At 61.1% G+C, this 14455-nt stretch carries 11 protein-coding genes and 1 pseudogene; 9 read left to right on the top strand and 3 right to left on the bottom strand.

What is annotated here, in order from left to right; all coding sequences use genetic code 11:
• The 8 genes and pseudogenes from PUT78_RS20015 to PUT78_RS19980 all read left to right on the top strand — a co-directional run.
• A pseudogene (locus tag PUT78_RS20015) lies at window positions 1-231 on the top strand (DeoR/GlpR family DNA-binding transcription regulator); the annotation flags it as partial.
• Between the two features lie 341 nt (window positions 232-572).
• The gene (locus PUT78_RS20010) at window positions 573-1232 is read left to right on the top strand and encodes a hypothetical protein (protein WP_274354035.1); all 660 of its coding nucleotides are present in this window, start codon (window positions 573-575) and stop codon (window positions 1230-1232) included.
• Complete coding sequence (gene bcsA, locus PUT78_RS20005) at window positions 1229-3610, top strand: UDP-forming cellulose synthase catalytic subunit (protein ID WP_274354034.1); 2382 nt, start codon at window positions 1229-1231, stop codon at window positions 3608-3610. The genes PUT78_RS20010 and bcsA overlap by 4 nt, the downstream gene beginning before the upstream one ends.
• On the top strand, window positions 3607-5856 hold the full coding sequence (locus PUT78_RS20000; RefSeq protein WP_274354033.1) for a cellulose biosynthesis cyclic di-GMP-binding regulatory protein BcsB: 2250 nt from the start codon (window positions 3607-3609) through the stop codon (window positions 5854-5856). The genes bcsA and PUT78_RS20000 overlap by 4 nt, the downstream gene beginning before the upstream one ends.
• Entirely contained in the window at window positions 5853-6914 is a 1062-nt protein-coding gene (locus PUT78_RS19995) for a family 8 glycosyl hydrolase (RefSeq protein ID WP_274354032.1), read from the top strand. The genes PUT78_RS20000 and PUT78_RS19995 overlap by 4 nt, the downstream gene beginning before the upstream one ends.
• Window positions 6899-8359 (top strand): hypothetical protein, encoded by a 1461-nt coding sequence (locus PUT78_RS19990; RefSeq protein ID WP_274354031.1) that lies wholly within the window; start codon window positions 6899-6901, stop codon window positions 8357-8359. The genes PUT78_RS19995 and PUT78_RS19990 overlap by 16 nt, the downstream gene beginning before the upstream one ends.
• 106 nt (window positions 8360-8465) lie before the next feature.
• Entirely contained in the window at window positions 8466-8660 is a 195-nt protein-coding gene (locus tag PUT78_RS19985; RefSeq protein ID WP_274354030.1) for a hypothetical protein, read from the top strand.
• Window positions 8657-9655 (top strand): sensor domain-containing diguanylate cyclase, encoded by a 999-nt coding sequence (locus PUT78_RS19980; protein ID WP_274354029.1) that lies wholly within the window; start codon window positions 8657-8659, stop codon window positions 9653-9655. Before PUT78_RS19985 ends, PUT78_RS19980 begins: the two co-directional genes overlap by 4 nt.
• A 35-nt stretch (window positions 9656-9690) precedes the next feature.
• On the opposite strand, the gene PUT78_RS19975 is transcribed toward PUT78_RS19980, so the two are convergent.
• The 3 genes from PUT78_RS19975 to PUT78_RS19965 all read right to left on the bottom strand — a co-directional run bounded on the left by PUT78_RS19975 (window position 9691) and on the right by PUT78_RS19965 (window position 13064).
• Window positions 9691-10965 (bottom strand): NAD(P)/FAD-dependent oxidoreductase, encoded by a 1275-nt coding sequence (locus PUT78_RS19975; RefSeq protein ID WP_274354028.1) that lies wholly within the window; start codon window positions 10963-10965, stop codon window positions 9691-9693.
• Window positions 10955-12463, bottom strand: coding sequence for an L-piperidine-6-carboxylate dehydrogenase (amaB, locus tag PUT78_RS19970; protein ID WP_274354027.1), 1509 nt, complete (start codon window positions 12461-12463; stop codon window positions 10955-10957). The genes PUT78_RS19975 and amaB overlap by 11 nt, the downstream gene beginning before the upstream one ends.
• A gap of 124 nt (window positions 12464-12587) precedes the next feature.
• A complete protein-coding gene (locus tag PUT78_RS19965) occupies window positions 12588-13064 on the bottom strand; it encodes an Lrp/AsnC family transcriptional regulator (RefSeq protein ID WP_337994706.1) in 477 nt (158 codons plus the stop codon).
• Between the two features lie 101 nt (window positions 13065-13165).
• On the opposite strand from PUT78_RS19965, the gene PUT78_RS19960 reads away from it, so the two are divergent.
• Entirely contained in the window at window positions 13166-14338 is a 1173-nt protein-coding gene (locus PUT78_RS19960; RefSeq protein ID WP_274354025.1) for an MFS transporter, read from the top strand.
• Window positions 14339-14455 lie beyond the last annotated feature (117 nt).

Genomic DNA, 14455 nt, shown 5'->3' with positions numbered 1-14455 from the left:
GACAGCGGCCTGACATACCCGGCCCTGGGCGATATCTATGTCAAAAACGCCATGATCAAGGCCGCAAGCGAAGTCGTCCTGCTCGCCGATTCCAGCAAAATAGGACGTGTCTCCTTCTCCTCTCTCGGCGGACTAGACCGCGTCAATCTCCTCATCACAGACAACGATATCACACAACAACACCTCACCCAATTCCAACACTGCGGACTCAAAGTCTTGCGCGCTAAATAAGGGGAAGTTCCAGATCAACCGGACCGAAGCGGCGGCCAATTCTGACCCCGAAGTGATGATGCCAACGATGTCGGCATCGCAGGCAGTCATATGCCGCCATCAATAGCGACCCCGCCCCGGACCATGCTGAACGGCGCAACCCGGCCGCACGCACTTGCCGACGGTTTCGCAGCATCCCAGCCGCGTGTGGTTGAACGGGCGGCTGGTCGGGCTGCTGGGTCTGGTTTTTCATATTTTCGCCGATGAACACGTAAAACGTGTTTAAATGTTGCCATCTGTCAATCAAAGGGCGTAATATGTGATTTATCACACATAAGCATAAGTGTGACCGGGGTGGGGCTTTGAAGCATATTTTCGCGCATCCGTTTTTGCGTCGATCCGTTCTCGTGCATATTGCACTTGCAGGGGGTCTTTTTCTGTTGGCGGCGTGCAACCAGTCACTTGCCACCTTCGGGGAATCGCAAAGCCGTGCTTTGCGCAGCGAATGGCAGGCAACACCATTGCAGAACGCATGGATATATGCACCCAATGCCCAGATGCTTCTGGCACGCCGGGACGGGCGCATTTCTGAACAGCAGATTGCCCTGTCGAACCAGACAGCATTGCCGCGCGACAATTTCATCTATCTGCGCATGATACCGGGGCAATCACCGGGGGTGATGCGGCTGCGGGATGTGCTGGAGCAATCCGGCGGGCTGCCTGAACCCTTCACCGAAGACGATCTGCAGGTGATGCGTACAACCGAAGATGCCGCAGGCGCCCTGACCTGGGCGGAATGGAGCAATGGCGCAGGGACGACCTGTGTACTTGCTGTGCGCCGCATGACTGTGCAAACGCGGGTGTTGCCGCGCAATGCGGGCGCGCTTGATTTGCTGATGCGCAATTGTGTGCGCGGCTCTGCGCAGGCCGCGCTTGAACCCGCCAGCGCCGGGCATGTGGGGCAACCTGCGCGCGGCACAGCCTCGCGCACGCTGGCGCCATTGGCGGCACCAGCACCATGAGTATCCTTGCGCAATCAGGACGAGGCGCTGCGGTTGCACTTGGTCTGCTCTGGGTGGTTCTGATGGTGCCGATCGTGGTGTTGGCCGGCACGCCCACCTCAACGCAGGTGCAGGCGCTGCTTGGCATTATCGCAGTTGCGATTGTCCTTGTTGCGAAACCCTTTGCCCGCCGCCATATCGTGCCGCGTCTGGCAATGCTGGCCGTGGCCAGCATGCTGATCCTGCGCTACTGGGTCTGGCGGTTGACCGAAACGCTGCCCATGCTGGATGCGCCGGTATCCTTTGTGGTGGCGCTGTTGCTGTTCGCGGTCGAAACCTATGCGATTGCCGTGTTTTTCCTGACAGCTTTCGTGAACGCCGACCCCATTGACCACGATCTGCCGAAACGGGTGCGGGCGGCGGAGCTTCCCAGTGTCGATATCCTTGTGCCTTCGTATAATGAACCGGTCGAAATGCTGAGCATCACGCTGTCGGCGGCCAAACAGATATTCTACCCCAGGGACAAGATGCGCGTGGTGCTTTGCGATGATGGCGGCACTGACGAGCGCTGCGCACATGCCGACCCGACCATCGCAGCAGCATCACGGGCCCGCCGCGCTGAATTGCAGAAAATGTGCCGTGAGCTGGACGTGATGTACACCACACGCCGCCGCAACGAACATGCCAAGGCCGGTAACATGAGCGCGGCACTGGAAAAGCTGAACGGTGATCTGGTCGTGGTCTTTGACGCCGACCATGTGCCCAGCCGCGATTTTCTGGCGCGCACAGTGGGTTATTTCGTTGAAAACCCGCGCCTGTTCCTTGTGCAGACACCGCATTTTTTCATCAATCTTGACCCGATCCAACGCAATCTGGGCTTCGCGCGGCAATGCCCCAGCGAGAATGAAATGTTCTATGCCAATATTCACCGGGGGCTGGACCGGTGGGGTGGAGCCTTTTTCTGCGGTTCTGCCGCTGTTCTGCGCCGCGCAGCGCTGGATGAAGTGGGCGGCTTTTCAGGCGAGACAATCACCGAGGATGCCGAAACGGCGCTGGATATTCATTCACGCGGCTGGGAAAGCATGTATCTGAACCGCGCCATGATCGCAGGGCTGCAGCCTGAAACCTTCGCGACATTCATCCAGCAACGTGGCCGCTGGGCCACGGGCATGGTGCAGATGCTTTTACTGAAAAACCCGCTTTTCCGGCGGGGTCTGTCAGCGCAACAGCGCCTTTGCTATGTCAATTCCATGAGCTTCTGGCTGTTCCCGCTGGTGCGTCTGGGCTTTCTGGTCATTCCACTGTTCTACCTTTTCTTCGGACTGGAAATATTCGTCGCCACCGGCGAGGAAGTACTGGCCTATATGGTCAGCTATCTGCTGGTCAGCTTTCTGGTTCAGAACGCGCTTTTCAGTCATGTCCGATGGCCGTTGATATCTGAAGTCTATGAGGTGGCGCAGGCGCCATATCTGGGGACACAGATCCTGAAGACAATCCTGCGACCGCGTGCGGCAAAGTTTGCGGTGACAGCAAAGGATGAAACCCTGAGCGAGAATTTCATCTCGCCCATCTATATGCCGCTTCTTCTGCTGTTCGCGCTGCTGGCTGCAGGGCTGGGTGCTGCGGTTTTGCGCTGGGTCATCTTTCCGGGTGACCGGACAACCATTGAAGTGGTCGGTGGCTGGGCATTGTTTAATTTCCTGCTTACCGGGCTGGCGATGGGGTCGATTTCCGAAAAGCAGCAGCGCCGTTCGGTGCCACGGCTGGCAGTCGATACCCCCGCGACCGTCTGGTTGCCCGGCGCAGATGACAAGGGGCCTGAACTGGCGGCGCGGATCGTTGACGCATCCACCGGGGGCGTGCGTCTGCATCTGCGCACCCCCGATGACGGCACCCCGGTCGCGGCACAACTTCAGTCGCTGGAACGGGGGGCAGTGCTGAGCATGCGTCCGCAATTTCCCGACGCGCAGGATTTTGAACACAATATTCTGGTTGAGATACGTTCCGTCAGCCGCAGTGGCGAGGGGCTGTTTCTTGGCCTGCAATTCGTGGCGGATCAACCAGTGAAATCGCGCGAGTCAGTGGCGTTCCTGATTTTTTCCAATAGTGAAAACTGGCGCCGCCTGCGCGAGAATGAAACCCGGCCCAAAGGGCTATTGCCCGGGCTGTTTTATGTGCTGTGGCTGAGTATCACGACCATCCCCCGCACGCTGCGTGAATTGCTGCGCGAACCGGCGCGCCGCAGGCGCGGGACAGATGACAGCACCGAAAAGGATGTTCCCGTTCATGTGCTGACCTTTGGTGCGGATTTTGATCCCGCCAGCCCGGAAGCCGACGATACAACCCAGACCACACGGGACGGGCTGGATTTCATCCTGCATGAGAAGCGCGTTTCATGATCTTGCGCGCCCTTTCATCTGTGGCCCTGATGGCCGGTCTGCTTTCGGTGGCTTTACCCGCGCCGGGGCTGATGGCGCAGATCATCCGGCTTGACCCGCCGACCAGTTCGCCCCACACACCCGACCAGATGCCGCAAGCACCTGCACAGACAGTGCCGCCGGAACCAGCCACTGAACGCGGGCGCACGGACCATGCGCTGCGGCATGCGGACCAGACACTTGGCACCCGCACAGAACTGGTGCCGCTGCGTCTGGAACGGTTGCGCAGCAATGACCGGCCCGCCGCACGGCTGGCGGGGGAATCGGCATCAGAGCGGTTTATCCTGTTCCTGCCGCAAGACCCCGGCGCAACGGAATTGCAGCTTGCCCACCACACCGGGATTGACGCCTTGCCCGCGCGATCATCGCTTAGCGTAAGCGTCAACGGCACATATCTGGGCCAGATCGTGCCATCCAGTTTCAGCGGTTTTTCGACGGACACGCTTGCGGTGCCAACCGGACTGCTTGTGCCCGGGCGCAACCTTGTTGAAATCAGCGCCCAGCACACGCACCGGGTTGCCTGTGGCCCTGATGCATCCTTCGCACTCTGGACAGATATTGATGCACAAAACAGCGGTGTGCAGATGACGGCTGACGCTTTTGGTGATGGGCCGGTCGGGTTCATGGCCGCGGTTGCAGCGCAAACGGCACGCGGCGCACCCATCACCTTCCGGCGGCCGGAACATGATGCCCCGATGCTGGGCGCAGCCCCCTTTATTGCGCAGGCGGCAATCGCGCTGGGTGGCACGCCACCCGAAATTGTCAGCGCCCCATACTGGACAATGGAGGATGACATTCCCCAGATGGCGCGCATTACGGCATTCCCCACCGGCGAAGGCCCTGCCCAACCGCAATTCGTGCGCGGTGGCGATGGTGCGCAGGTGCTGTTTCTGGATCTGGCGCAGGATTACAGCCCGGTCATTGCGGAACTGATGTCGCAGGATGAACTGACCCGGCAGCACGGTCCTGCGGTTCTGACGCCGGGGGTGACGCAGCCCTTCTCTGCGCTTGGCGTCAACCGGCTGGAAGGGCAAGGGCGCTACATCATGCTTGCGGTTGAATTTGCATTGCCCTGGGACTGGGTGCTGCTGGCATCGCAAAAGGCGCAGCTTGATCTTGATTATCGCTTCGCGGCAGGATTGCCAGAAGGCGCCCTGCTTCTTGTCAAGGTGAACGGCACGACGATCCGCCTGCTTCCGCTGGACCGCGATGGCGGACAGGCCCTGCCGACATTGCCCGTTTCCTTTGGCGCGCGTCTGCTGCAACCGGGCGTGAACCGGCTGGAATTCGAAGCCCTGATCCCCGGTGACCCGCCAGATGCGGCATGCCCGCCAATGGATGGCCCGATGCTGCAGATATCAGAGCAAAGCAGGCTTTTCGTGCCCCCTTCCCCCAGTATGTCGTTGCCATCAGTTGACATGTCATTATCCATGGTCTCGGCGCAGGACATCGTTCTGACGGCGACTGCGGAAGCGCAGTTGTCGCCCGGTCTGGTCCCACAGATCGCGGCGGCATTGCTGGCGGACGGGCCGCCGAACCGGTCCCGGACCGGAAGCGCCGCTCCGCATTTAAACATCGGAACATTGTCGGATATCGTGCAGCTTCAGACCCCGATGCTGCGCGACGCCATTCCCGCGCTGTATGACACGCTGCGCCCCATTGCCGCGCAGGCAGACCCGGCGCGGGTGGCGGTAACCCCGTGGGAAACAGTCGGCGGGCCGCGCGGTGTGTTTGGCTGGCTTCGGCCTGGTGAAATTGCCGGGGTTCCGCGCAGGCTTGTCAACGCGCTTGCGGGACTTGCCTATGGCACCACCCCGCCGCTGCATAACTGGCTGGACGGCAAGCGGGCGCAAGCGGCTGTTCTGCAACCCGATCTGGACCGGCCCGGCGAAATCTGGCTGATCTTCGCCCCGGACGCAGACCCGTTGACCGTGGTGCGTGCGCTGGCCGCAAGCCGCACTGGCCGCGACCGTCCTTTGGGCCAGCTCGCGCTGTATCAAGAAGGGCGCGGCTGGGAAAACTGGACGGCCCCTGACCGCCCGCTGACATTGCATGAGGGCCTTGGCCCCGGCAATCTGCGCGCGGTAATGGGCAATTACGCGACATTACGCCCGGTCCCGTTCATCGCCATTGTTCTTGGCCTGACGCTGTTTTCTGCCGCAGTGGCATTGGCAATCCTGATCCTGACACGGAGGCGTGGCCGATGAAACGGCGTTCTTTCCTGACCGGCACTGCGGGCGCCGCGCTGATGGGCCTGTCCGGTCCTGCGCTGGCCGACACCATGCGCGAACCTGCGAACGCGCTTTGGCAGGCATGGAAGACCGCGCATCTGGATTTCAGCGGGCGTGTCATCGACGCCCCCCAGAATAATGCCAGCCATTCCGAAGGTCAGGGATATGGCATGCTGCTGGCCGCCGAATTCGGTGACGCAGATGCATTCCGCCGGATGGCGGACTGGACACATGCCAATCTGGCCATACGGACGGATAACCTGCTGGCCTGGCGCTGGTTGCCCGATACGCCGGTGCGCGTGCCGGATCTTAACAATGCCAGCGATGGTGACCTGTTTTATGCATGGGCACTGTTGCGCGGCGCTGAACGGTTCGACACGCCCCAATGGCGCGCACGTGCCATTGCGGTCGCAGAGGATCTGACGCGCAAGTGCATTGCATCACGGCCAGACCGGCCCGGCGCACCAATCCTGCTGCCTGCCGAAACCGGGTTTGTCATGGATGATGCCATCGTCTTCAACCCGTCCTATATCATGCCGCGTGCGTTGCGCGCGCTGTCCGCTGCGACCGGCGATACACAGCTTAGCCGGGTGGCCAGTTCCTGCCTTGACCTGATGGCCGAAATTGCGCGCTCGGGTCTGGTGCCCGACTGGCTTCAGCTGACAGTCGCAGGGCCACGCCCGGCCGAAGGGTTTTCCCGGCATACGGGCTATGAAGCCATCCGCATTCCGTTGTTTCTGGCGTGGTCCGGTGAATACCAGCACCCTGCAATTCTGCGCGCTGCGAACGCGATGGCACGCGCGCCGCAAGGCCATGCGGGCACCGTCATTGACGCCAATACCGGCGAGATTCTGGAATTCAGCGCAGATGCAGGATATCGCGCCATCGCGGCCATTGCCGGATGCGCAGCCCATGGGGGCATGGGTGCCGCCATTCCCCCTTTTGCACGCAATCAACCCTATTACCCAGCGACGCTGCATCTGTTTACGATGCTAGCGCAGACAGAGATGCTTCCCTCATGCCGACCGATATGACCGTCTTTCCCCGCATCATGATACTGGCGCTTGCGCTTGCGCTTACCCTTGGCGCAGCCATTCCGGCTGCCGCCCAACAACCCGGTCCAAGCGATCTGCAGGCGCTGCGTTTCTATCTGGAACAGGACAATGATGTGGCGGTCCGGTCGGAATTGCGGCGTTTGCAGATACAGTTCCCGGACTGGACCCCGCCTGCCAATCTGTCTGATATGCGCGCGGATACCGGGCCGGACAGCATTGACCGGATCTACCGGCTGATCGAAAGCGGCGATTTTGATGGCGCGCGCGCACTGATTGCAGAAACCGACAGGGATTTTGCGGACTGGTCACCGCCTACAGAAATGCTGTCACTGCTGAACCTGTCAGAGGCGCAGCAACAGTTCACCGCGGCCGTAGCCGCACAACAGGCTGAAACCGCAATCGGAATTGCGCGCGGGATTCCGGCGCTTCTGTCATGTGAGCGGATAAACAATGCCTGGGAACTGGCGGAGATGCACTTGCTGCTGGGCGAGACAAGCCGCGCGCTTGGCATCTATCGGTCCGTGATCGGCAGTTGTTCAGCGTCGGAAATACTTATCTCCACGCTGGAAAAGGCAGACGCGGTCGCTAACCTGACGGAACTGGAATCGCTGGCGGATGCAGCCTTGGCAAGCGCCCCGGATGCTGCGACAGACATTCGCCGCGTCGAAAACCGGCTGCGCGCCGGGCGGCAGGTGCCTGCGCGCTGGCCGAATGGCGAACAGGTGATTGAACTGGATGCCGCCACCACCGCCCCGCCTGACACCACGGCACCAACGGCGGCAACGCCACCCGCCAGCACGCGCCCCCCGCCCAGACCCGAAGCGCCCAGCACACCAAGCGCCCCACAGCCACAGGCCACCGCCCCGGCGCAGTCAGGGGCGGGGTTGTCATCTGTTGCCGCCGCTGCGCAACGCGGCGCATGGGCGGAATGTCTGGCGCTTTCTGCCAATTCCAGCCGGATCGATGTGATCTATCAACGCGGGTGGTGCGCCTATAATGCCGAACGCCCGATGGAAGCAGTTACCGCATTCCAACGCGCTGCCCGGCAAGGTGGCTCTGCCACCGTGCGGCGTGATGCGGCCTTCGGATGGATGCTTTCGCTGCTGAAGCTGAACATGACTGAACAGGCTGCGCAGATTGCAGCGTCGGTTGACCTTACCCGCGACCAACGCATTGAGATCGAAAGTCAAATCCTCGACCAGCGCGGATTGCGCGCCTATGAAAGTGGTGATTACGCGCGTGCCATTGCCTATATTGACGCGCATGCACAACTGACCGGCAGCATGCGGCGCGATCTGGGTTTGCTGAAGGGATATTCCCTGCTCAATATGGGTAACCGCAATGCCGCGCGTGACATATTCCTACAGCTTCATCGCCAGCTTGCCACGTCCGAAACGCGCCGCGCCCTGCGCGCTGCTGAATGATCATACGCAAATCCGGACCCTGGCCTGACACACCCTTTCCCCAATGCGGAGCAGTACCCTGGAACACACACCTTCACGCGACGCGACACAGCCAGACGGCATTCCCATGGAATGGGAGTCCGGCCTGCCCGCCAGATTATTGCCCGTCGTGCGAGAACATTATCAGAATCTGATCGAGCTGTCGCAAGCGCTGCAGGCGGCGGGACATCCATCCGAGGACATACAGCGCTATGTGCATGCACTGGTTGCCAGCTATGAAACGAAGCTCCTTCAGGCCATCGAAGCGGAGAAAGACATATGACTTTCATCTCCACACCCAAAACCGATGACGAAATCGCCCGTCTTGCCGCCCTGAAGCGCTATCAGATCCTTGATACTGCCAGCGAGGCGGAATTTGACGATATAACATCCCTTGTCAAAACAGTGCTTAACGTGCCCATCGCTGCTGTTTCCCTGATTGACAGCGATCGGCAATGGTTCAAATCGATTCTTGGCGTCGATGTGGCGGAAACGCCGCGCTCTGTCGCGTTTTGTGATCACACCATCAGGGACAGTTGCACCCTCCAAGTTGATGACGCGACGCAAGACCCCAGATTCATGAACAACCCTTTTGTGACCGGTCCACCGGGACTGCGCTGTTATCTTGGCGTGCCGCTGCAAACGCCCGATGGCTACAATGTGGGCGCATTATGCGTCATGGGGCCTGAACCCCGGGTATTTTCGGACAATGACTCTAAGGTTCTACAAAGTTTTGCGAAACTGGTCGTGTCACAGATGGAACTTCGTCTGATTTCAAGTAAGGACAGCTTGACCGGCACTTTGACCCGCGCGGCCTTCGAGCGGCACTTGCGCGCCGCTCTGGCCAAACCCGAAGGGACGCAGATGGCGCTGATTCTGGCCGATATCGATTTCTTCAAGGCCATCAATGACCGTTTCGGGCATCAGGCCGGGGATGCGGCCCTGCGCGTGGTGTCCGCAACCATGCTTGCCAACCTGCGGCGCAATGATGTTGTCGGGCGCTATGGTGGAGAGGAGTTTGCGATCTTGCTAAACGGCATCAGCGCAAAGGATGCTCTTGCCTTTGCGGAGCGACTGCGCGTGCTGATATCAGAGGCAGGCATTCCGGAAATTCATCCGGAAAAGATGACAATAAGCATGGGGCTGGCCCCGCAGGCTGCGAATCTGACTGCGGCGGGGGATTGGCTGGAACGGGCGGACAAGGCCCTGTATCAGGCAAAATCTGCCGGGCGGAACAGGGTTGTCATGTTTGGCGATCATACGGAAGCTGTTGAATAGGAACAGATATCCCCGATGGCGGATTTCGCCCCCGATCACCGCAATTGTGCCGCTGTTGCATGGATCATGCAGGCACCGGCTTCATACCAGGCGGCGCGCATTGCGGAAAATCGTTCCACATGCCCGGGAACGGGTGTCACCGGCAAGGGATCAGCAGTGCCAGACAGCAATGCGCGGGCGGTCTGGGTGCCAAAAACGGTGCCAGGCCCGATGCCGCGACCGGAATAGCCGAAAACCGCATAGGCATCAGGGCCGAATTCCACGATCTTCGGGATATGGTCACTGGTCATGGCGATGCGCCCGCTCCAGCCGTGGCGGAAGGGCTGCCCCTTCAGCGCGGGAAACAGGGCAGCCATCTTGCGCGCCGCCCAGCCCGCATGCAGCGCGCCGCCCGGACCATCGCCATTGCCGATCCCGCCAATGATCAGACGTCCGGCCCGGTCCATCCGAAAGGATGACATGACAAGCGCGGTATCCCAGCACCCTTCGCCACCGGGCAGAATGGCCTGTTGCAAGGTGGCTGGCAGTGGGTCAGTCGCAAACTGGCAGAAATGCACAGCAATAATCTGCGGCTGGAACGGCTCGCGCAGCCCAAGGTGATAGGCATTGCTTGCCACTAGAACGCGCCGGGCACCGATGGTGTGCCCGCGTGCGGACAGTTGCCAGCAATCTTTGTCACGCTTCAGGGCGGTGACGGGGCTTTGTTCATGCAGCGCGGCCCCATTCCGGATTGCCGCCCGCGCAAGCCCGCGCACATAGGACAATGGCTGAATGGTTCCGGCGCGCGGATCGAACAGCGCGCCGTGGAACGCCCCGGTTCCGGTGCGTCGGGTGGTTTCCGCCGCGTCCAGCAGACCCAACGGCGCATCCAACGCCCTTCCCTGCCGGAAACGCCCCTGAAGCTCGCGTAACCCGGCCCGCGAATGGGCCAGATGCAAGGTGCCGTTGCGCACGGGGTCGCAATCAATTCCCTCGCGCGTGATCAGGTCGAACACCCGGTCAGGCGCTTCCGCCAGACAGTCAATAAGCCGCCGCCCCGGCCCCTGCCCTATCCGAGCCATTACCGCATCAGGCTGCAACCACAGCCCTGCATTGACCAACCCGACATTGCGCCCTGAACCGCCATGGCCCACGGTCTGCGCCTCCAGCAAAACGACCGAAGCGCCCTGACGCGCGGCTTCCAGCGCAGCGGCGCAGCCAGTGTAGCCGCCACCGACCACCGCCAGATCAACCACCTTGTCATGCCCGATGGGCGGGGCGGTGAAGGACTCAGCGCTGGAAACCCGCCACAGGTTCGGCTCAGATGTCAAACTTCACCCCTTGTGCCAGCGGCAACTGCGCCGAATAGTTGATCGTGTTCGTGGCGCGGCGCATATAGGCTTTCCATGCGTCAGACCCGCTTTCGCGCCCGCCGCCGGTTTCCTTCTCGCCGCCGAATGCGCCGCCGATTTCCGCGCCTGACGGGCCAATATTGACATTGGCAATCCCGCAATCGGACCCGACAGCCGACAGGAATGCTTCGGCCTCTCGCAGGTTCAGGGTGAATATGCAGGATGACAGGCCTTGCGGCACGTCATTTTGCAGATCAATCGCGTCCTCCAGCGTGTCATAGCCCATGACATACAGGATGGGCGCGAAGGTTTCGGTTTTCACAATCGCGCTTTGGCCGGGCATATCGGCGATTGCGGGGGTGACATAGGCCCCGCCTGCCACTGCGTCGCACCGCTCGCCCCCGTAAATCTGCCCCCCCTCGGCACGGGCCTGTTCCAGCGCCGCCAGCATACGGGCCAGGCTGTCGGCATCAATCAAGGGGCCAACCAGCGTGCCTGCATCGCGCGGATCACCCACCGGCAGGGTTGCATATGCGGTCTTCAGCTTTTCCACCAGTTCAGCGCGGATGGAATTATGCACAATCAGGCGGCGCAGCGATGTGCAGCGCTGCCCGGCCGTGCCAACAGCGGAAAACACGATGGCGCGCACGGCCATATCCAGATCAGCTGACGGGGCTACGATCATCGCGTTATTGCCACCCAGTTCCAGAATGGAGCGCCCGAAGCGCTGCGCGACTTTCGGCCCGACAATCCGCCCCATGCGCGTTGACCCGGTTGCCGACACCACGGCCACAGCCGGGCTTTCGACCAGCGCCGCGCCGGTTTCCGGCCCACCAATGACCAGTTGTACCAGACCTTCGGGCGCATCATCACCAAACCGCGCCAATGCACGTTGGAACGCCACCATCGACGCCAGGGCGGTCAACGGTGTTTTCTCCGACGGTTTCCAGATCACGGGATTGCCGCAGACAAGCGCAAGCGCCGTGTTCCATGACCACACGGCCACCGGAAAATTGAACGCCGTGATCACAGCGGTTGGCCCCATCGGGTGCCATGTTTCCATCATCCGGTGGCCGGGGCGTTCGCTGGCAATGGTCAGCCCATAAAGCTGGCGCGACAGGCCCACGGCAAAATCGCAGATGTCGATCATTTCCTGAACTTCACCTAACCCTTCGGATGTGATCTTGCCCGCTTCAAGGGTAACAACCGCGCCAAGCGCGTCCTTGGCGGCGCGCAATTCCTCGCCCAGCAGGCGCACCAACTCGCCCCGGCGCGGTGCAGGGACGCTGCGCCATACTTTGAAGGCCGATTGCGCGCGCGCGATGATGTCTGGCATCTGCGCAGCAGGGGTCTGGCGCAACCGCGCGATTTCCGCCCCGTCGATGGGGGAATGCACCGCCAGATCACCGCCCGCAAGATCGGTCGCCGTCAGACCCGCAGCGTTCAGAATGTCGGTGTGGGTTCGGGTTGGTGTCATGTCAGTCTCCTTTTGTGACAAGGCGGCGCTGGTTGGCCATTTCCAATGGATAGCAGAAGCAGCACCGATTGTTGATGTGATTGAAAACCTGCCCTGAAACGCATATTGCGCCAGCCCACCGGGATCAATGGTTGCGCGGCTGTGGTGATTGTGGTTCGGGGGTTTCGGGCATTGGGCCGCGTTCAAGATAGGTGCCAAGCGCAACATAGCTTTGGGTGGCGCGCACGCCCTTAACCTCCTGAATGCGTGACAGAAGTGTTTCCAGACTCGCCGGACCGGAACAGCGAACCTTCAGGATCAGGCAGGTATCCCCGGTGACCGTATGAATTTCTTCCACATCGGCCAACGCCTGCAGGTCCAGTACCGGTTTGGTCATGCCCCAGCCTTCGGTCGTCACATGGACAAAGGCAAGAAGCGGGCAGCCGATCTTGCTGCCATCAAGCCGCGCGACGGTACCCAGAATGACGCCATTGCGGCGCAGGCGTTTCACGCGCTCATGGACGGCTGGCGGGGAAAGATGGACCAGTTCAGAAAGCTCCGCATAAGACCTGTCCGCCCGTTCGGCCAACAGCCTTAACAGCATTCGGTCCGTGCGGTCCAGACCTGAGGGATGCGGTGTATTTTCCGGAATGATATTCGCTTTTATAACCATTCTCCCTGATTTCAATTGCGTGATTTGGCCAAAGAGTATCTTTTCATCATATGTCATACTACAGAATACGCATACAGCCGAATCTTGTTCAACATGCGGAAATCGCGGCCTTGCTGGCGGCGGTTCTGCTTGTCGGATCGAATGCTTTCGTCCTTAGCCCGATCCTGACGGATGTGGCAGAAGGGCTGGAAACCGCGCCGTTCCGGATAGCCTGGGCAATATCGAGTTTCGGGGCGGCCACAGCGGTTTCGGCCCTGACGCTTGCCGGGCTGGTTGACCGGATGCCCGCAGGTCGGGTTCTGGGGGGCGCTGCGTTGGTGCTGGCGTTCGCGCAGGTGGCAAGCGGGATCAGCCCGAACTGGGTCTGGCTATGCCTGTCGCAGGCGGTTGCCGGGGGCGCGGTCGGCGTTCTTTTGCCCGGCACCTATGCGACTGCGGTAACAACAGCACCACCGGGGCGCGCGGCGGCACGGCTGGGACTGGTGCTGACGGGATGGGCGCTGTCCCTGGTGCTGGCGGTACCACTGGCCGCAGTCGTGGCAGAACAGTTCGGCTGGCGGATGGTCTATGCGTTGCTGGCCGGGCTTTCAGGGCTGGTGGGTCTGGGGCTGATGGCATGCTTGCGCAATGTACGCAGCGCCCCGGTAGCGCCCATACCACTGTGGCGGGCGTTGCGGTTGCCGGGTGTTGTGCCGCTGCTGCTGGTGATGTTCACCTATATGACGGCGTTCTATGGCAGTTTTGCATTTTTCGGCGAAGGGCTGCGAACCGCGTTTGAGCTGTCGGTGCAGGGCATCGGGCTGTTTGTGCTGGCATATGGACTTGGCTTCGGTCTGGCCGGACTTGGGCTTGGAATCCTCTCGCCTGCGATAACGCGCGGCTATGTCCTGCTGGTTCTGCTTGGCATCGCGGCAAGCTATGCTGGTTGGGCCGTTGCACTGGCGGCACCACAGGCGGCCCTTCTGGCCGCAATGATCTGGGGTGTTCTGAACCAGTTGGGGCTGAACGCGCTTGTCGTGTCACTGAACCAGCGCGCGGCGGCGGCACGCGGGGCCGTCATGGGGCTGAACAGCGCTGTAAGCTATTCCGCTGTCTTTGCCGGTCCAATGATCATGGGGCCGGTATTTGCGGGCGCTGGGTTTGCGGCAGTGTCCGGTCTTGCCGCAGCACTTGTTGTCATCGGCGCGGTGATCAGCCGGAATGTGATCCGGAGAACGCCCTGACACCCCCCTGCCCCGCGTTTCGCCAGCCTGCGGAAAACCGCAACTCATGGCCGTGTCGGTCCCTGCAGGGTGTTCAGGCGGAACGGTGCGCATTATATGCTAAGGCCATTGACGCAC

Source organism: Roseinatronobacter alkalisoli (genome assembly GCF_028745735.1).
Taxonomy (GTDB): Bacteria; Pseudomonadota; Alphaproteobacteria; order Rhodobacterales; family Rhodobacteraceae; genus Roseinatronobacter; species Roseinatronobacter alkalisoli.
The sequence above is the reverse complement of the archived record's forward strand: the minus strand, read 5'-3'. Positions and strand labels throughout refer to the sequence as shown.